An 18,697-nucleotide genomic window follows, 5' to 3' on the forward strand; every position below is an offset into this window, starting at 1 on the left:
TATTAAGGGCGAATAAATTGTCCCTATAACCCAAAAATCACTATTGGGCAATCAATAAGTTGCCATTTTAAGTTGATATTGAAGTATTAATCATAATTTTAAATTAGTTTGTCAAGACAAAGGATGAATTTCTTTGAATTAATTTTTTTATCAAAGAAATTTAGCTTTACCAACCAATTTTTAAAATAATTAACATCATTTGCCAAATCATACCAAGCCTAACTCACGCCCGAACCTAATAATCTGCTTTCGCCATTAGCGATTTTTTTGACGTGGATTTGGGTGGGAATGCGTTCTTTTAATGATTGGACGTGTGAGATAATTCCTATCATCTTACCTGTATCTTTTAATGATGATAATACCGATAACGCAATGTCCAATATCTCATCATCTAATGTGCCAAAACCTTCATCTAAAAACAATGAGTTAATACTGACATTCTCACTGCTCATTTGTGATAAGCCCATTGCCAATGCCAATGACACAATAAAACTCTCGCCCCCTGAGAGATTTTTGGTGCTACGAATCTCACTGCCTTGGGCGGTGTCGATGACATTTATCTCTAAAAGGCTTTTGTTTATCTTATCATCGCCATGGGTTAGGACGTAGCGACTGTCCATTTTACTAAGGACGTCATTGGCGTGATGGAGCATAAGCTCTAAGGTCAGCCCTTGGACGAAATTGCGGTATTTTATGCCTTCTTTGGAACCGATGAGTTCATCGAGCTTTGCCCATACCAGTAAATCCTGCTGTTTTTGACTGATTAAATTCATCAAAGAACCGTGCTTTTCTCTACTGTCCTTGGCATTTACAAATAGCTGTTTTTGCTCACCAAAGGCGGTTAGCTGTGCATAATGACGGCTTTGTAATTGCTCTTTGTGGTGTTTTAATTCATCCAATGTCATGTTTTGCGGTTTGTCATTTGTTGTATTGGGTTCATGTTGTTTATCCATGTCTTTTAAAATATCTGCCAAAACTTTATCATTAGGCTTGGTAGTCATGATGTCATCTAGCTTATGCTCCCAATAGTTAAGATTATCACGGGCTTGTTTTAAGGCATAATGCAGGTTTTGCTCGGTTTGTGCTAATGCCAAGCGTTCATCATTATCCATACATGCCGATAAAAATTCATCGGTGTCTTTAAAACCTTTGTCTGTCAGTGATTCATTAAACTTATGTTGTAATTCATTAATGTGTTTATCAAGCGTGGCAATGTGGCTTTGATGATGACTGATTTTTTCATTTAGGCTTAATAGGGCTTGCTGGGACTTTTGATGGCTCTCTTGGCTATCATGAAACGCCCGTTCGCTCTCATCTATCGCTTGGCGTAGCGTGGCTTCTTTGTCATCGACATTATCCGTGCCAAACAGTGCTTCACGCTCTGATGTGTGGCTGTCATGGTGCTGGGTTAGAGATATTTTTTCTTGCTCTAATTCATGCAGTTTTTCTTGATGGTCATTTAATTGTTTGGTTTGGTTGATCAGATGAATTTGAATGTGACTTAGCTCGGATTCTAATTGCTGTTTTTGGGCGTGGTAATTGTCATGGTCTTGGCTGATTTGGGTTAGCTCGCCAATATGCTGATGAATATTTGCTAATAATGATATGTGGCTGTCATTATTATTAATATTATTAATAACATTAATAATATTATCCATATCAATATCAATGACTTTTTGATAGGGTTCTAATTTGGTATTAATGGCATGGATAAGCTCATGAATACTTTGTTCATAATCAGCGATGGCGGATTTGGTGTCTTGTGTTTGTTCTGTGATGATTTGGATGTGATTTTTTAGGGCTTTGCCGTCTTGGGTGATGATGTCAAGATTTTGGCGTAATGTGCTAAGCTCTTGGCTTTTTTGGGTAAAAGCGTGCTGTAATGTATGATAGTTATCATAACTGCCAGTTAAACTGGCTAATGTTTGATGAATGATGTCATTTAATGTATTAATGACTTCTTTTATTTTGGGCGAATTATCATCTAACGCCGTGGGCAATTCATGATGGGCGTTTTTTATTGTATCCTGTGCGATGATGGTCTGATAATCACGGTTTATATTTGTGATGATTTCATTTTTTTGTGCTGTTAATGTTTGTTGTTGCTCGCCATAATACACTTTTGCACTGGTGATATTGGCAAGTGTTTCTTTGTGAGCTTGCAGGTTTTCTTTATGCGTTTCTATTTTTTGAGTGGTGTGGGCGATGGCGGTTTTGGTGCTGTCATCAATATCATGGATAAAGGGGTTGTTAAGGGCGTACGGGTGCAATAATGAGCCACACAACGGACAGGGTTCATTATCGGTCAGCTTGGCATGATGTTCTTTTAGGGCGATGAGCTGTTGCTGGGCGTCATAATGCTGTTGCAAGGTAGATAGGGTGTTTTGTTCTTGGGTGATTTGCTCGTTTAGGGCAGAAATGGCAGACAGGGCGGTTTGCTCTTGCTCGGCATTGTCATGCAGGCGAGTGCTTAGCTCATGAAGTTGTCCATTTAGCTGTCTGTGGCTCTCTTCATGCTGGCTAAGGGCATGAGTCAAATGCGACAACTCTTTGATGCGATGAATCTTGTCTTGAAAATGCGTGCCATAATACGCCAATTTGTCATTGTCAATATCAGACAGCATGAGCGATGTTTGTAACAGCTCGCTGATTTGTCCGATAAGGGCTTGATGGTCATGCTCGCTTTGGGCTAACTGCTCTTTTTGGGTTCGCAGTTCGTCTCGTTTGTCATTGATTTGTTGGTTTTTTTGGTGTAGCTCATCGGTTTGGGCGTGCAGTTTTTGGGTGTGCTGACGAAGCTGTGCCAAAGCCGTGCCAAGCTCACGTTCATGACCTGACAGCACGCCCACATCTTGCTTGATGTCGGGATAGTGTGCCATGTGCTCATGGCGGTCATTGATGGTATGTAGCGTGGTTTGGCACCCATCCTGCTGACTGTGTAGTTCTGATATCGCCTGCTTGGCATTAGCTATCATCGTCTGCTCGTTCGTGATGGCGTGGCTGATTTTATCGATTGCCGATTTGTCCTGAGCGATGATGTTATCTAGCGTTCGCACTTGTTTGAACAGGGGTAGGGCTTGTTCATACTGGGCTTTGTGGGTGGTCAGGGTTTGATAATAGTTGTCCTTTTGTGCTTGTCGGGTTTGCTGTTCTTGTACTAGCTCGGGCAGGGCGTTTTGTAGCTCGGTTAGAGCGGTGTGGGTGTGGGTTAGGGTGTGGCGTTCACGCGTGAGTTCTTGGTAGATGGGCGATAGCTCATGAGCCAGATTGGCAAGGCGTAAGCGAGTCGCCGACTCACCAAAGGCTTGGATGTCTGTCTGGGCGGTCACAATGTCCGCTTGGTGCTTGGTGATGTGGGCTTGGGCTTGGGCTTGGGCTTGGTGCCAGCCGATGATGGTGTCTAGGTGTTGCAGGCTTGTTTGGGTGTCACGAAGACGGGCGTCATCATCGCTGATACGTCGCTCCAAAGCGGAGAAATGCTCATCATCCATGACATCGATGTCGCCTACTTTTTGCTCTAATTGGTGTAGCTCTTCCTTTTTTTGCTTATGCACGTCAAAGGCTTTTTGGCTGATTTTGGCGTAGATGTGCGTGCCGGTGATTTGTTCTAGGATTTCGCCTTTTTCGTTGGCTTCGGCTTTTAAAAAGGCAGAGAAGTTGCCTTGGGCGAGCATGACCGAACGGGTAAACTGCTCAAAGTTCATGTGCATGATTTCTATGGCTTTTTTATCGCACACGCTCGGTTTGGTCTCAATGATGGTGCCGTCATCGGATGGGCTGGTCAGTAGGCTGATTTGGCGTTTGATGGGTTGTAATTTGCCGTCGGGCTTTTTATTTGCCCGTCGCTGTTCAAAGCTGAACCGATACAGCTTATCGCCTGCACTCTCATTCATGAGTAGCACCACTTCGCTGTGGCAGTCGCCCCTATCTACGCTCATGAGTTCGTTTTGGGTGTTGCTGATGGTGCTAATCCTTGGCGTTTGTCCATAGATGGCAAGGCAGATGGCGTCTAGTATCGTGGTCTTGCCCGCCCCTGTCTGCCCTGTGATGGCAAACAGTCCGTCATTGACAAAGGCGTCATCGGTAAAATCAATGTGCCAGTTGCCTTTTAAAGAGTTAAGATTGCTAAATGATAAAGAAAGTATTTTCATGATGTTTTGGATGAATAAATGGCAAAATAAATTGGTAAAATGACTTTAAAATAAATTGGGTCAAAATCAGTCGGATAAAATAAGTGAGGTGGCAGGCAAACCAAGCCATACGCCGTCAGTCCGCCTGCACGTCCTGCTCATGAATGGCTTGGATGATGTGCTGATAGGCGACTTTTAGCTCATCTTTTTCATCATCACTCACCGCTCGTCTATCTAAGAGTCGCTCAAACACGTCCATGGTTGTGAGTTGTTTTAGGTTTTCGCCATGATGGGTGCTTTGTAAGACGTGCCTGCGTTGGGTGTTGTTTTGGATGTTTAGGGGTAGGACGTTGGTGTCTGTCAAAAAGGCTTTGATGTCTTTGGCAAAATTCGGCTCTAACGCCTGCCCGTCATAGATAATCTCGGCATAGATGGTCTGGTTTTCGGCGATTAGGGGGCGTAAGGCGTGCTTAATGCTGTCGGTGTCGCCTTGTAGTCTCACCAGTTTGGTAAAGACAGGTACGGTCAAGGCATGAATGTGGGGAGTGTTATCTGTGGCGGGGTCAAAATCAACAATCAAGACCTGCTTGTCCTTACCAATCTCACCAAAGCCCATGGCAATGGGCGAGCCACAGTAGCGAATGCGGTCTTGCCCTGCGACCTTTTGGGGAGCGTGGATGTGTCCTAGGGCGACATAGTTGATGTCATCGGCAAAAATGCTAGCAGGCAGTTGCCCGAGCGTGCCGACAAAGGTCTCTTTTCGCATGCCGTCATCATCCGATGACACGCTCGCCCCTGCACTAAACAGATGACCGGTGGCGATGATGGGGATGGGGGGCTGGTGTGGGCTGGCTTGGTGTTCATCTCGCAGGGCGATGGCATGGTCGGCAAGGCTTTGATAATGCTTGGCAATGCCTTGGGCGGTCTCGATGTCTCGCTGTCCTGTCAGCTCAAAACTACCGCCTGTCCTGACGTCTTTGTCACGCAGATAAGGCGCGGCAAGGACGATGGCACGCACGATGTCTAAATTGTCTTTTAAATTGTCTTTTAAATTGTCTTTTAAATTGTCTTTTAAATTGTCTTTTAAATTGTCTTTTAAATTGTCTTTTAATAACAGTATTTCATCATGGATGTCGGCGGTGACTTGTCCGACGACTTGGACGTTGAGTGTTTTTAAAATGGCTTTGGGGGCGTCCAAAAAGGTGGGGCTGTCGTGGTTGCCTGCGGTGATGATGACGTGTTGACAGGGGCTTTTGGCGACTTTGCCTAAAAATTCATAATACAGCTCTTGGGCTTTGTTACTGGGGGTGGCGGTGTCAAAGATGTCGCCTGCTACGATGAGTGCGTCCACGTCATGAGTGCTGATGGCGGTGTGTAGCCAATTTAAAAAGGCTTCAAATTCATCATATCGGGTGTGATTAAACAGGCGTTTGCCGATGTGCCAGTCGGATGTGTGTAAAATGCGTAGGGCGGTTGGGGGCTTGGGGGGTATGGTGTGCATGGTGGTTATTTAGATGAGTAAGATAAATGGGTAAACGAGATAAATGGGTTATGGTATTTTAAAGTTTATAAAAAAAGACCAACTCTTGCAAGTGGTCTTTGGTAAACGTATGTAGAGCACTAGACAGCGGTCTTGACCGTTTTGGCTTTGTCAAGGGCGGTGTATAGGCGATTGACTTCATCGGCAGATGTTAGGTGTAGATTGACTCGTAGGGCGTGAAACCGTCCTGTCTTGGATGGGCGGACGACCATGCTGGCGGTGTCAAAATCAGGGAAAATCTCTGCCAAAATAAGCGTGACTTCATGGCGTAGGCTGTCATGCTCGCCTTCATGCCCGATGATGCTCATGGGGTAGTCCATGGGGAATTGCCACAGCTCGGGGTTTTGGATTTCGGTGCGTTTGGCGTTCACGGTAGGGGCGATGTTTAGATTGGTAAGTTTGGTGGTCATGATAATAATAAGTAGATGAATTTAGGGGTAAATGGGGGTGGCGGTCGCTTTTTCAAGCATAAAAATAACCACACTGTGGTGGTTATTTTGGGTGTTTTAAAAATCAATCATTTTCCAAGAACGAACGCAAATGCTCGGAGCGAGATGGGTGGCGAAGTTTGCGTAGGGCTTTGGCTTCTATCTGACGGATACGCTCACGAGTAACATCGAACTGCTTGCCTACTTCTTCTAAGGTGTGGTCGGACGCCATGTCAATACCAAACCGCATTTTTAGCACTTTGGCTTCACGCTCGGTTAGGTTGTCTAGCACTTCTCGGGTGGCTTCACGCAGACCTTCGGCAGTGGCACTCTCAACAGGGCTTGAAATGGTGCTGTCTTCGATGAAATCGCCTAGGTGGCTGTCTTCATCATCGCCGATGGGGGTTTCCATGGAAATCGGCTCTTTGGCGATTTTTAGGACTTTACGCACTTTGGCTTCGTCCATGTCAAGACGTTCGCCCAACTCTTCGGGGGTGGGTTCACGTCCCATCTCTTGGAGTAGCTGACGGCTGACACGGTTGATTTTGTTAATCGTCTCAATCATGTGTACAGGGATACGAATGGTGCGTGCTTGGTCAGCGATAGAACGAGTGATGGCTTGACGAATCCACCATGTGGCATAGGTTGAGAACTTATAACCACGGCGGTATTCAAATTTATCTACCGCTTTCATGAGACCGATGTTGCCTTCTTGGATAAGGTCAAGGAACTGTAAGCCACGGTTGGTGTATTTTTTGGCGATGGAAATAACCAGACGTAAGTTGGCTTCGACCATGTCTTTTTTGGCACGACGAGCTTTGGCTTCCCCGATTGCCATTTGGCGAGCCACGGCTTTCATGTCTTTGATGTTCATTTGTAGGTTTTCTTCGTGTGCCAAGATTTTCTTTTGCAAGGCAACAACATCAGGCATCACCGCTTCTAAGGTGCCAGCAAAGGCGGGTTTGCCATCAATGCGGTGAGCCAGCCAGTCGATGTTGGTTTCGTTACTGGGGAAGGTTTTTTTGAACTCATCAAGGGGCATTTTGCCTTTACGAATAACCAGACGCATGATTTGGCGTTCGGTGGCACGTACGTCTTCATAGACTTCACGCATGAGTGCCATGATTTGGTCAGATAGGCGGTTGTTTAGTTTGATAAGCATAAAGCGAGTGGCAAGCTCATCATAGGCAGATTTGGCTTTTTCGCTGTTACGTCCATGTTTTTCAAGCATTTTTTTGGCATTGTCAAACAGGCTTTGAATCTCATCAAAGCGGGCTTTGACTTCTTCGGGGTCAAGACTGCTATCATCGCTGTCAGCGTCCATGCTCATGCCGTTGTCATCTTCTTCTTCGGTATCGCTGTCATCATCGGCTTCACTGATTTTTAGGTCAATCTCTGTGTCGTTCTCTTGGATTTCAAAATCGCTGTCATCTAGGGATAAAAAGCCTGTGACCACATCAGAGATTTTTTTCTCGCCCGTTTGTACTTGTGCGTACTCATCAAGGACAAACTTGACCGTGCCAGGCCAGTACGCCATGATGTACTGCACTTCTCGGGTACCTTCTTCGATACGTTTGGCGATACTAATCTCGCCATCTCGAGAGAGCAAATCTACTGTCCCCATCTCACGCATGTACATACGCACAGGGTCGGTGGTACGCCCCGGTTCGGTCTCAACGCTGGCTAACACCGCCGCCGCTTCATCGGCTGCCATGTCGTCATCGCTGCCTGAGTTTGCCAAAATGATGTCGTCTTCATCAGGGGCGACTTCATAAATGGCAATGCCCACGTCCGTCAGCATGGCGATGATGTCTTCTACTTGGTCGCTTTCGGTGACAGATTCGGGCAGTTGGTCGTTAATCTCGGCATAGGTCAGATAGCCTTGTTCTTTGCCAAGCTGAATAAGGGCGGCTAATTGGGAAGTAGAATGTTCGCTCATGGGTTCTCGCTCATGCCTAAAAGTGATTGAAACAGTCAATTATAACACAGTTGGGTGCTAAATGGGGGTTGGGCTTGATTTTTTAAAGGGGTATAAAAAGGGATGTGATAAATTTTAAAGGACATGCTCCAATTTTAGCTACTTTTGCCTTACCATGGGGCAAATTGTCGTTTGTCCCGATAAATCAGTTTAAAGGTAGAATTGATGAATAATCCTATTTAAAATGCATTGTTTTGTTTCAATCTCAACTTAAATCTCAATTTAAAGTTATAACTTATTGATTTTTCAATGATTGTTTTTGGGTTGTTGGGATAAATCACATCTGCCCTTGATATAGGATAAAATTTTAAAACCCCATTCTCAACTTCACATGAGTGATTGATTTATCAAGGGCGAATTACAATTCGTCCCTACAACCCGAAAAATAATTATCAAATAATCAATGAGTCGCCATTTTAAGTTGAGAATGAAGTGTTTTAAAGATTAAAATCAGCCAAGCATGCCCCCAATCATCTCACGATACTCATCATAAATGGGTAGATTGTCATCAACGACCAAGGTTCTGCGTAAGGCGACTGTCTGCTCGCCTGTTTTGGGATTAAAGCCATCTTTGTGAGTATCTTGCCAATATACGCCCACGCCACGCTTTTGCCAATTTGGTGCGTCATTAAAATTCATGCCGTTTTGAAATAACAGTTCATGCTTTTCACTTACCGATTTGTATAACAAAAAATCGGCACTTGCCCGTGGCGATTGTCCTTGTTTTCTAAGTAGCCAGTAGCAATGTGTGTTTAAGGCGTTTCTGTGAGCGTCTTCTTGTCGCCAGCTAAAATAATCCTGCACCAATGCTTTATTTGGCAATTCACAAATGCGAGCGTCAAAACTGGCAGGGGCGTTCATGACAAGGCTAAACACTCCGCTTGCTTCACCTGCCAGTAGTGAGATGATTTTGCGAGTTTTGCGATTAAAACTGTCGTCATCGATGTGTAGTAGCAAAGAAATCTCATCGCTTTGGGTGTAGCCATAGACCACGCGAAAGCCAGTATTCATAAGGTGTTCGGTGGTTTTGGTCATGGCGTGATGAAAGGTGTCATCAAAGGGGCGGTTGAGTCGCCAAACATCGTCCGCCTTTTTGGTAAAGCCCCGACCGTCCAACCGCACGATCATGTGAATATTTGGCAAAACAAAGCTGTCATGTAAGGTTTCGTATTGGCGTAACCTTGTGTCTAATTCGTCAAATCGCATACATACTCCTGTACTTCAAAGTCGCCACTGATATTTTTTACCACAAAAATCTCATCAAAACCTTCATCAAAGTCAGGGTGGGTCAGCACTTTGGCAACTGATTTTAGTCCTACTTCGGGGATTTTGGCTTTGCCGTGTCGTTGGTTGTTATTGGCAAGTGCCACATCAAACGGCACATCAAAATAATAGGCGATGACCTTAAAATGATGAACCTTTGCCAAACGGATATAATCCGCTCGGACATCTCTGGTCGGATTGGTTTTGTCTATCACGGTTGGGGTTTTGCTGTCTAGGCACGCCCTAAACAGCAGTTTTTCACGGTGGGCGGTTTTGAGCATATCGCCATTTAAGCGTATGTGCGTATCAACAAACCGCTCTTTATAGAATGTACTTTTGCCCGCTCCTTGCAAGCCAATAAACATAATGAGTTCCATTAGACTTCTTTGTCATCCGCCTGATTGGGATTGTCTTTTTCGGTGATGATGGGGCTGTTTGGGTCGCCTAGGCTTAATATGTCGCCAAAGTTGGGCTGTACTTTTAGTACCAGTTGCTCTTTTTTGACGATGGCGTGATTGACCTGAGCTTTTTTTAAGTAGCCTTTGATGTCATCAGGGAGCCAACGTCCGATTTCTAGGTAGATGACGTTGCCCTTGTATTCAATAAAGGGCTTGCCTTTGAGTTTGGGCGATAGCGACAACAAAAAGGGCAGGGGGTCTTTTCTAAGTAGGGTGCGATAGGCAGGCACGGCAAACTTGATGGCAGGGGTTTTCCACCATGATTTGCTGTGCAAGGTGATGATGTCGGTGTTGGAGATTTGTTCAAAGGCAAACCGCTGAACATGACGGTCAAGACGAGCTTCGGTGAGCTTAAAATTGCACGCCACCGATAGGTGCATATCTAACACGTCCGCCGTGCAGTAAAGCCTTAAAAAGCCGTCAAACAGTTCAAGGTGCAAATCTAGCACCATGCCGACATTTTGTACCACAAACTGATTTAGGGCATCGTTAATCTGCTCTTGACTGCCCGTTACATAAATCTCATCAACCAAATCCCCTGCGGTGTGGGTGTAGCTGTGTTTGATGTTGGTTAAGGCGTTTTGAATGCTGGTGGTGATGTTGTCAAACAAATTTTCGTTTTCAAAGGCGAATCCTGTTTGCTCAAATCCTGCTGGCTCATCAGAAAAATCCGCCTGCGTGCGACTGTCGTAAGTATTGTTCATAAATGCTAAAAATAAAAGGAAAAAATAAACGCCCTACTATTGTAGCAAAAATTCGGTAAAGATGGGTAGATTTATGTGCAAATCGGGTAAATTGTCATCCACCCTGTGTCAGATGGTGATTTTTGGGGGTGTCATTTTTTATATGATTTAAAAGGTCTTAATTGAACAATGTTCATTATCATCTTATCATCACGCCTTTTTCATAAGCCCCATTACCACGCCCAATGCCAACAGTTGCACGCCAAAGATGGTCAGCACGGCATAGAGCCATCCACCATGAGCATAGGCGATGGCACAGACCCATGCCCCGACACTGCCCCCGCCATAGTAGCCCATGTAGTACAGTCCTGACGCCAGCGAACGCCCTTCTTTGACATGGCTTGCGATGTAGCTGATGGTCGCCGACTGCGTGATAAATACCCCTGATGACATGATGGTCAAGCCGATGATGATGAGCGGTAGGGGGGCAGATAAAGTGATGAATAGCCCTGTGATGGAGCAGATGACGGCAAAGATGATGGTGTTGGTCATGCCAAAGCGAGCGATGATTTTGGCGGACAAGGGGGTGATGACCATGCCGATGAGATATAGGGCAAAGATGTTCGCCAGATGAGACGCTGATAGCCGATAAGGGGCATCGGCTAGGTGCAAGTTGATAAAGGTAAAACAGCCCACCAAACTAAATAGCACACAGCCACCGAGCAGGCAGGCACTCATGACATGGCGGTTTTTGGTGTGGGACAGGAGCAGGCGTAGGGCGTCTTGGAAGTTTTGGCTTTTTTTAAAGTGTTGCGATTTGGGTAGGCTTTTTAGTACCCACACCGCCCCCACTAAGGTCAGCACCGCCATGACGCCATAGCCCCACCGCCAGCCTATCCATTCGTGCAAATGCCCTGCAAAAAACCGTCCGCTAAACCCGCCCAATACCGTGCCTGCCACATACAGACTCATCATGCCAGCGATGTTGTCGCCGTACTCTTCGCCAATGTAGGCAATGAGTACCACCGTGATGCCAGGGACGGCAAGCCCCTGCAAAAACCGCCAAAACGTCAGCCCATCCACCGACCCCGCCATACCGACCATAAAAGTAGGAATGGCGAGCATGAGCAATGAGCCGATGATAAACCGCCGTCGCCCAAAGGCATCCGAGAGCATGCCCATAAAAGGCGACATCAGGGCAATCGCCATGACCGTCGCCCCGACCGCCAGCCCCACTTGCACTTCGCTCGCCTGCAAGTCCTGCATGAGTACCGGCAAAATCGCCTGTACCGAATAGACCTGTAAAAAGGCAAAAAAGCCAATCATGGCAATGGTGAATTTCTGGGTAAAAGTGGGGTTGTGGGCGGTCATGACATCATCAAGGATAGCAGGTAACATAGGGCGTGCCTACCATTGATAGCATTTTATAAAATAAGGTAAAAACTTAACATTTTAAATCAATTTTTGCATGAAAAATGGCTAAATCTGGTTTTTCTACGTCAAAATCCTTGTTGATATTTCAATATCAACTGCGGACTTTTCCTTGAAAAACGGGCGATTTTTCTCATTTTTCATTGCAAATACCAATGTTCAATACGCCCTAATATTGTATCACAATTTGTCGGGGGCGGGAGTGATGTCAGTGATTTATCCAGGGCAATCGCACTATATTTAATTTTTAGCAAATAAAATTATGTTTTTAAAGAAATTGGTAATTTTTAGATGCACAATTATTTAAAAACCCACCAAACCAATTACACTTTGAATAATCTATTAAAAATTTATTTAGTTAAAATTAACTATAAACACTAAATTTGCTTGATTTTTAATCAATTCCATATAAAATTTTGTAGTGCGATTGCCCTGGTGATTTATCAAAAAACTCATCCAAACCGATGTCTATCATCATTTTGTCTTATTTATTTTTTAAAAAACATAACCAAAAGTAAATAAAGTTATTACCAATCCCCAAAAATTTGATATAATATTGCACTGACAACTTTGTCATAATACGATAATCATTTACGCAGGAATGCATCATGAATACCACCAATTTATCCACGTTCATCACCGTCATGCAAACGGGCAGTATCTCAGGTGCCGCCGAGAAACTGTTTATTACCCAACCTGCCGTCTCCAAGCGGATTAAGAGCTTAGAAGATGAGTTTGGCACGGCACTGTTTGACACCATCGGACGTGGCATTATCCCCACGGCATCAGCTCATGAGCTACTGCCCTATGCCAAAAAATGGCTTGAAGACTATGAGAGCTGTAAAGCCAGTCTGCTCTACTCAAAGGAAGTAGCGACGGGGCGACTGGTCATTGGCACCAGTCATCATATCGGACTGCACCACTTGCCCCCCGTCTTAAAGCAGTTTATCCAAACTTATCCGTCTGTTCAGCTAGAAGTGCAGTTTATGGACAGTGAGACGGCACATAAAGCGGTGCTAGAAGGCGATGTGGCATTGGCATTTTTGACCTTACCCCCGACTTTTGACAGACGACTGGCGTATCACACGCTGTGGTCTGACCCGCTGTATTTTGTCACGGGGGTGCTAAGCCCATTGGCACAGCAGTCGTCCGTGAGTCTCTTGCAACTGGCACGTCATCCTGCGATTTTGCCTGCGGCGAATACTTTTACCAGTCAGATTACCTTGGCTGAGTTCAACAAGCACAACCTACGCCCCTTTGCAACCATGAGTACCAACCCGTTAGAATCCATCCGTATGCTCGTGTCTGTGGGACTGGGCTGGTCGGTGCTACCTGAGACACTCATCAATCAAGATTTGGTTAAGATTGACCTAAAAGAGAACGTGGAGTTACAACGTCATCTCGGGCTGGTCATTAATCCTAACCTAACCCGTTCATCAGGGACGGACGCCTTGCTTGATATGCTGGGCATTAAAGATGTGCAGAGTGAAGAGAATCGAGCGTAATAATAAAAACCTTGGTGAGAGCCAAGGTTTTTTATTGATTTGTTAAAAAGCGATGAGTTAGTTGCCCTTTAACAAATGATTTTCCAAATAATGAATGTTTTGAGCTTCTTCGGTAAAGGCTTCATCTTGCAATATCACATCACGGTGTAAGGCAGTGTTGGTCTTAATGCCTTCGATGATGAGCTCATCTAGGGCATGGAGTATTTTTTGTACGACCTGCTTGCGAGTTTGGGCATGACAGATGAGCTTGCCAATCATCGAATCATAGTAGCTAGGAATGCTGTACCCTTGATACAGATGACTGTCAAACCGCACGCCAGAACCGCTCGGGGCGAATAGATTGTCAATGCGACCAGGGCAGGGCATAAAGGTCTTGGGGTCTTCGGCATTGATACGGCACTCCATGGCGTGACCACGAATGGTAATCTCATCTTGATGATAGGATAGTCCATAGCCTGCGGCGATTTTAAGCTGTTCAACGATGATATCAATACCCGTAATCATCTCGGTAACAGGATGTTCGACTTGTACACGAGTGTTCATCTCAATAAAGAAAAACTGCTCATTTTCATACAAAAACTCAAACGTCCCCGCCCCACGATAGCCGATTTGCTCACACGCACGCACGCAAGCGTCTAAAATCGGCTGTTTGATGTCATCAGGAATGCCAGGGGCAGGGGCTTCTTCTAACACCTTTTGGTGGCGACGTTGTAGTGAGCAGTCACGGTCAAACAGGTGTAGGGCGTTGCCATTGCCGTCGCCTAGGACTTGGACTTCTACGTGGCGTGGGTTTTTCAAAAACCGCTCCATATAGACCGTATCATCGCCAAAGGCGTTTTTGGCTTCGGTTTTGGCGGCTTGGACTTGATTGATAAGCTCTTCAAAACGCTCAACCACACGCATGCCACGACCGCCCCCACCTGCTGCCGCCTTGACGATGAGTGGAAAGCCGATGGCACGCGCTTGCTCTTCGGCATTGTGTAGGGTGATGGCACCAACCGAACCGGGGACGGTGGGTACGCCTGCTTTTTTCATGGCGTTGATGGCAGAGACCTTGTTACCCATCAGGCGGATGTGGTCAGGGTGGGGGCCTACAAAAGTCAGCCCTGCTTCTTCGACCTGCTCGGCAAAGTCGGCATTCTCGGACAAAAAGCCATAACCAGGGTGAATGGCATCCGCCCCTGTTATCTCGGCAGCAGTCAAGATGGCAGGGATGGACAGATAGCTTTGGGTGGATGGGGTATCGCCAATGCAGACTGCTTCATCACAAAACCGCAGGTGCATCAAATCCTTGTCCGCCGATGAATACACGCCCACCGTCTGTATACCAAGCTGTTTGCACGCACGCACGATACGCAGGGCAATCTCGCCACGGTTGGCAATCAATAACTTCTTAATCATAACTCACCCGTTAGGCTTTGTAGCGAATGACTGGTTGCCCAAACTGCACCACGTCAGCGTTAGATACCAAAATCTCTTCAATGATACCGCTTTGGGTGGCTTCTAGGGGGTTCATGATTTTCATGGCTTCGATGATACCAAGCTGGTCGCCTGCTTCTACTTTTTGTCCGACTTTGACAAAGGGTGGGTCGTTTGGGCTGGGGGCGGAGTAAAATACCCCGACCATGGGCGATGTCTCAACCTTGCCGCTCGGAGTTTTTGGCGTGGGGGCGGTTGGTGCGGTACTGGCAGGAGCGGACATTTGGGGCATGGCAACGGTTTGCACCGCCACGTTACGGGTCAGATGAACATAGCTGTCATCGTTGCCCAGTTCTAGGTTTGCCAAATCTTTCTCTTCCATGAGTTCAATCAGCTCACGAATCTGAGCGATGTCAATGGTGGCATTCGTTGCCGTCTGTGTTTTTGTGGATTGGGAAGTTGGTTTTTGGGTGTTTTTTAGAATGCCCATGCCGTCACCTTATAAAATGTAAAAGTTTATTGTAACAAATTTTTTCAAAATCGCCTAGTGGCAATCATCGGCGTTATTGTTAAAATCGGTAACGCCAAAATTTGTGTTATCATCAGGTGCATAGTGTACATGCGTACGGATATTTTGCAAGTATTTTTTGCAATTTTGGGTAAATTTTTTACAAAAATGGGGTAAATTGGGTAAAACAATGATTAAAAATGAGTAATTTTTAATCATTTTTGATGTCTGGATCATCAATAAATGTCCTTTAAAATCGTCTTTATAAACTGGGTTGGGCTTGTTGCCAAGACTGGGGTGTAGTAAAATTGATTTTAATTGGCAATGATTGTGTTTTGACTGGGGTGTTTTATGAAATTATTTTTTAAAATAGGTGTTGTGTTTACTGCCGTTATTTTATCTGCTTGTGGTGGTATAAATGAGCAAGTGCGACAACATGATGACTATTTACCAAATGATAATGGGGTTAAAAAGGCTTATGATGGATTATATGCAAATTTATCCAATAGCCTAAAAGTTGCCTTAGAAGATAATCAAAAAAAGTGGCAACAAGACACTTTTAAAAACTGCACTAAAAATCCACAAACACAAAAGCAGTGCCAAGCAACTGCCAATCATCATCGCTTGTCGGTATTGACCCATCATCAAAGACATCTTGCTAATTTATTAAACTTCCTGCAAAACTAGTTTTCCGCTCGCCCTGAGCTTGTCGAAGGATGGCGGAAAACCGTTATGGTTCGACAAGCTCACCACGAACGGTTTTCTTTAATCTGGGGTTTTGCAGGAATTCTATTAAACAAAGAATTAAACGGTTTGGAAAAAACTGATGGCAAATACGTTGGTGCTTTTGATGCTTATTGTATGTGCGGTGCCGTTTTTCCTTTTATCGATACAAAAAATAACACAATCATTTGGAAAGACTTTTGTACTAACGTTATTGAAAAACACTCCATTGATAACGTGCTTTTGTCAGATGATGGCATAAGTTTTATCATGACAAATAAAAGTGGCTCCAACTATGAGCTGATGGTTAAATATCATCAAAATGGGCTATATAAAGTCATGATGAATGGCGATTATGATTTAAATCAAACGGTATACATCCCAACTTACCTTGCAAATAAAAAACTTTATCCTGTTGATGCGGATTTGATTTGTGGGGATTTTGATGGGTGATAAATAAGAAAGTTTTTGCACCCAAGAAATTTTAAAATTACCACAAACGCAATGATGTTTGGATGTGGGGGCGTGCTGTGCGTGCCTATAAAAATAGCAATATTAAAGGACATGTGCGGAGCCGATTCTTACAGACTCATGACAAATATCAAGTTCGTTGGGTGTAACCCCAATATGATTGTTAAAAATGAGAAGGATAAAATATTTTACCCTTATATATCAAATTGCAAAAACCATCCAACCAACCACCCCTGTGTTTGGCATAACATTAAGAAACAATCTCATCAAGCCATGCTGGTCTAACCCATTTGGGGGCGTCGATGAATTTAAAATTTGCCATTTTGTGCAGTAGCTCTTCGCTGTTGTCGGCGATGCACAAAAGCTGTAAATTCTCTTTGGGCATAAACCCACTCTCGGCAGTCTTGGCGAGCATGTCAAGTAGCGGGTCAAAGAAATGAGCGACATTTAATAAGCCGATGGGTTTGCGGATGAGATTAAGCTGAGTGATGGACAGCACTTCAAACAGTTCTTCATACGTCCCCAAACCGCCTGCCATGACGATAAAGCCGTCCGCCAGTTCGATGAGCTTGGTTTTGCGAGTGACCATGTCGGGGGTTTCGATGAGTTCGGTCAGTCCCAGATGGGCGACTTCTTTTTGTTTTAAAAAGGTGGGAATCACGCCAATGACTTCTCCGTCATGCGATAACGTGCTGTCGGCAAGCGTTCCCATGAGTCCGACATTGCCCCCACCATAGACAAGGCGGATGTTATGATGGGCAAGGCGTTCGCCTAGGATTTGGGCGTGATGATAATAATCGGGAATCTCACCAAAGTTAGAACCACAATAGACGGTGATGTTATTTAGCTTGATGGCAGACATAAAAACTCGCTATATTTTACTTATTTATAAAGGTAATTTGTGGGTGTTGTTACAAAAAAATTTAAATGACATTTATCAAAAGTCATTAATGTACACCCGAGAAACTTTAAAATTATCACAAACATAATGAAGTTTGGGTGTAGGGGCGTGCTGTGCACGCCTATAAAAATTGGCATGTTATCAAAGGACGTGCGGAGCCAGTCCCTACAAAGCCTGTGGTAAATATTAAGTTTGTTGGGTGTATAATGCCATTTTGTCAAAACAATAAACACCCTAATTTAACAAAACTTTGATAAAAAATCAATGATGGCTTGGGTGGTATGGTGTGTCAAGATGATTTGAACAAACGACTTTTTAGCGCGCCCACATAACGCCATGGCTGTACCGTGCCAAGCCCCATGCCGATGAGCCCTAGCACCATGACGCTGTTTAGGGGTTCGCCCAAGAGTGGCACGGCAAGTAAGGCTGAGATAAACGGGGCAAGACTGGCAAGTCCGCCAGCGAAAAACGCCCCAAGTCGCTCAACCGCCAGCGAATACGTCATCGTGGCAAATATCATCACCATGACGCTATGAAACGCCCCTTGGATGATGGCATGCGACAAAGCAACGCCACCAAAGCCCAAACCGCCCACACCCAGATACAGTAGCACGCCATAGATGGGCAGGTAGAGTATCGCTGACCAGATGGCGGTGCTACACATGACTTGCCATGGGCTAAATCCCCATTCTTTTAGCATGATACCATAACCTGCCCAACAGCAGGCACAGATGACGAACAGTATATCGCCCACGCCAAAGGACAAGCCCTTGATGAGCATGAGAGCGGTCATGAGCATGAGTGTGATGATGATAAGGATGAGTGCGATTTTGGTGTCGTGGTCGGGGCGTTTTTTGAGCAGTAGGAGCATGAGCAGGGCGGTGGCGACAGGTATCATGCCATTTAAAAACACCGCCCCATGCACCACAGGGGCGAGCAAAAAAGCACTGTACACAAGCGAGCTATAACCGACCCCACCAAACAGTGCTAAGATGACGGCTTTGGGTTGCCACAAAAACGCCATGTTTCGCCGATAGATGAGTATGGGCAAAAGTAGCCCTGCCGACACGCCAAAACGCACGGCGATGATGTCCCACGCTGATATGCCCCAACTGGCATTTAGGCGAGCGAGCAAGCTAAAACTGCCCCACACGAGCATGGTCAGCACGATACAGACATAGCCTTGGGCGGTGGGCGAGAGCTGACAAAACAGCTGGCGTAAATGAGTCATGAACACTACCAAGCGATGGATGGGTGGG

At 45.2% G+C, this 18,697-nt stretch carries 15 protein-coding genes; 3 read left to right on the top strand and 12 right to left on the bottom strand.

The window, feature by feature from the left end:
- Positions 1-218: 218 nt before the first annotated feature.
- The 8 genes from AAHK14_RS09605 to AAHK14_RS09640 all read right to left on the bottom strand — a co-directional run bounded on the left by AAHK14_RS09605 (position 219) and on the right by AAHK14_RS09640 (position 11,851).
- Positions 219-4,151, bottom strand: a complete 3,933-nt coding sequence (locus tag AAHK14_RS09605) for an AAA family ATPase (RefSeq protein ID WP_065256913.1) — start codon at positions 4,149-4,151, stop codon at positions 219-221.
- 115 nt (positions 4,152-4,266) lie between these two features.
- Complete coding sequence (locus tag AAHK14_RS09610; protein ID WP_194092568.1) at positions 4,267-5,631, bottom strand: exonuclease SbcCD subunit D C-terminal domain-containing protein; 1,365 nt, start codon at positions 5,629-5,631, stop codon at positions 4,267-4,269.
- Positions 5,632-5,750: 119 nt separating this feature from the next.
- Entirely contained in the window at positions 5,751-6,080 is a 330-nt protein-coding gene (locus AAHK14_RS09615; protein ID WP_062499067.1) for a DUF493 domain-containing protein, read from the bottom strand.
- 103 nt (positions 6,081-6,183) lie between these two features.
- Positions 6,184-8,037 carry an RNA polymerase sigma factor RpoD gene (gene rpoD, locus AAHK14_RS09620; RefSeq protein ID WP_065256911.1) on the bottom strand — a complete coding sequence of 618 codons (1,854 nt, stop codon included), beginning with the start codon at positions 8,035-8,037 and terminating at the stop codon, positions 6,184-6,186.
- Between the two features lie 489 nt (positions 8,038-8,526).
- Positions 8,527-9,282 carry a tRNA(His) guanylyltransferase Thg1 family protein gene (locus AAHK14_RS09625; RefSeq protein ID WP_065256910.1) on the bottom strand — a complete coding sequence of 252 codons (756 nt, stop codon included), beginning with the start codon at positions 9,280-9,282 and terminating at the stop codon, positions 8,527-8,529.
- Positions 9,264-9,716, bottom strand: coding sequence for an ATP-binding protein (locus AAHK14_RS09630; RefSeq protein WP_062499070.1), 453 nt, complete (start codon positions 9,714-9,716; stop codon positions 9,264-9,266). The genes AAHK14_RS09625 and AAHK14_RS09630 overlap by 19 nt, the downstream gene beginning before the upstream one ends.
- Positions 9,716-10,501, bottom strand: coding sequence for a hypothetical protein (locus tag AAHK14_RS09635; RefSeq protein WP_065256909.1), 786 nt, complete (start codon positions 10,499-10,501; stop codon positions 9,716-9,718). The genes AAHK14_RS09630 and AAHK14_RS09635 overlap by 1 nt, the downstream gene beginning before the upstream one ends.
- Positions 10,502-10,690: 189 nt before the next feature.
- Positions 10,691-11,851, bottom strand: coding sequence for an MFS transporter (locus AAHK14_RS09640; protein ID WP_194092571.1), 1,161 nt, complete (start codon positions 11,849-11,851; stop codon positions 10,691-10,693).
- Positions 11,852-12,519: 668 nt separating this feature from the next.
- Here AAHK14_RS09640 and AAHK14_RS09645 point away from each other — a divergent pair.
- Entirely contained in the window at positions 12,520-13,416 is an 897-nt protein-coding gene (locus AAHK14_RS09645) for a LysR family transcriptional regulator (protein WP_065256908.1), read from the top strand.
- A gap of 57 nt (positions 13,417-13,473) precedes the next feature.
- Here the strand turns inward: AAHK14_RS09645 and accC are convergent, their stop codons facing one another.
- Complete coding sequence (gene accC, locus AAHK14_RS09650; RefSeq protein ID WP_194092567.1) at positions 13,474-14,817, bottom strand: acetyl-CoA carboxylase biotin carboxylase subunit; 1,344 nt, start codon at positions 14,815-14,817, stop codon at positions 13,474-13,476.
- Between the two features lie 10 nt (positions 14,818-14,827).
- Positions 14,828-15,253, bottom strand: coding sequence for an acetyl-CoA carboxylase biotin carboxyl carrier protein (gene accB, locus AAHK14_RS09655; protein WP_062499101.1), 426 nt, complete (start codon positions 15,251-15,253; stop codon positions 14,828-14,830).
- 441 nt (positions 15,254-15,694) lie between these two features.
- Between accB and AAHK14_RS09660 the strand changes: the two genes are divergently transcribed.
- A complete protein-coding gene (locus tag AAHK14_RS09660) occupies positions 15,695-16,030 on the top strand; it encodes a hypothetical protein (protein WP_062499098.1) in 336 nt (111 codons plus the stop codon).
- Positions 16,031-16,075: 45 nt separating this feature from the next.
- Entirely contained in the window at positions 16,076-16,519 is a 444-nt protein-coding gene (locus AAHK14_RS09665) for a hypothetical protein (protein ID WP_062499099.1), read from the top strand.
- A gap of 268 nt (positions 16,520-16,787) precedes the next feature.
- On the opposite strand, the gene AAHK14_RS09670 is transcribed toward AAHK14_RS09665, so the two are convergent.
- Entirely contained in the window at positions 16,788-17,399 is a 612-nt protein-coding gene (locus AAHK14_RS09670; protein WP_194092566.1) for a TIGR00730 family Rossman fold protein, read from the bottom strand.
- Positions 17,400-17,727: 328 nt separating this feature from the next.
- On the bottom strand, positions 17,728-18,669 hold the full coding sequence (locus AAHK14_RS09675) for a DMT family transporter (RefSeq protein ID WP_062499102.1): 942 nt from the start codon (positions 18,667-18,669) through the stop codon (positions 17,728-17,730).
- Positions 18,670-18,697 lie beyond the last annotated feature (28 nt).

The sequence above is a fragment of the Moraxella sp. K1664 genome, from assembly GCF_039693965.1.
In the GTDB taxonomy this organism is placed as follows: Bacteria; Pseudomonadota; Gammaproteobacteria; order Pseudomonadales; family Moraxellaceae; genus Moraxella.

Bases quoted from the DNA above. Each gene is read 5' to 3' on its own strand.
- AAHK14_RS09670 (WP_194092566.1), bottom strand. From the start codon at position 17,399: ATGTCTGCCATCAAGCTAAATAACATCACCGTCTATTGTGGTTCTAAC.
- rpoD (WP_065256911.1), bottom strand. From the start codon at position 8,037: ATGAGCGAACATTCTACTTCCCAATTAGCCGCCCTTATTCAGCTTGGC.
- AAHK14_RS09625 (WP_065256910.1), bottom strand. From the start codon at position 9,282: ATGCGATTTGACGAATTAGACACAAGGTTACGCCAATACGAAACCTTA.
- AAHK14_RS09640 (WP_194092571.1), bottom strand. From the start codon at position 11,851: ATGACCGCCCACAACCCCACTTTTACCCAGAAATTCACCATTGCCATG.
- AAHK14_RS09610 (WP_194092568.1), bottom strand. From the start codon at position 5,631: ATGCACACCATACCCCCCAAGCCCCCAACCGCCCTACGCATTTTACAC.
- AAHK14_RS09635 (WP_065256909.1), bottom strand. From the start codon at position 10,501: ATGAACAATACTTACGACAGTCGCACGCAGGCGGATTTTTCTGATGAG.
- AAHK14_RS09630 (WP_062499070.1), bottom strand. From the start codon at position 9,716: ATGGAACTCATTATGTTTATTGGCTTGCAAGGAGCGGGCAAAAGTACA.
- AAHK14_RS09665 (WP_062499099.1), top strand. From the start codon at position 16,076: ATGGTTCGACAAGCTCACCACGAACGGTTTTCTTTAATCTGGGGTTTT.
- accC (WP_194092567.1), bottom strand. From the start codon at position 14,817: ATGATTAAGAAGTTATTGATTGCCAACCGTGGCGAGATTGCCCTGCGT.
- AAHK14_RS09645 (WP_065256908.1), top strand. From the start codon at position 12,520: ATGAATACCACCAATTTATCCACGTTCATCACCGTCATGCAAACGGGC.
- AAHK14_RS09605 (WP_065256913.1), bottom strand. From the start codon at position 4,151: ATGAAAATACTTTCTTTATCATTTAGCAATCTTAACTCTTTAAAAGGC.
- AAHK14_RS09675 (WP_062499102.1), bottom strand. From the start codon at position 18,669: ATGACTCATTTACGCCAGCTGTTTTGTCAGCTCTCGCCCACCGCCCAA.
- AAHK14_RS09660 (WP_062499098.1), top strand. From the start codon at position 15,695: ATGAAATTATTTTTTAAAATAGGTGTTGTGTTTACTGCCGTTATTTTA.
- AAHK14_RS09615 (WP_062499067.1), bottom strand. From the start codon at position 6,080: ATGACCACCAAACTTACCAATCTAAACATCGCCCCTACCGTGAACGCC.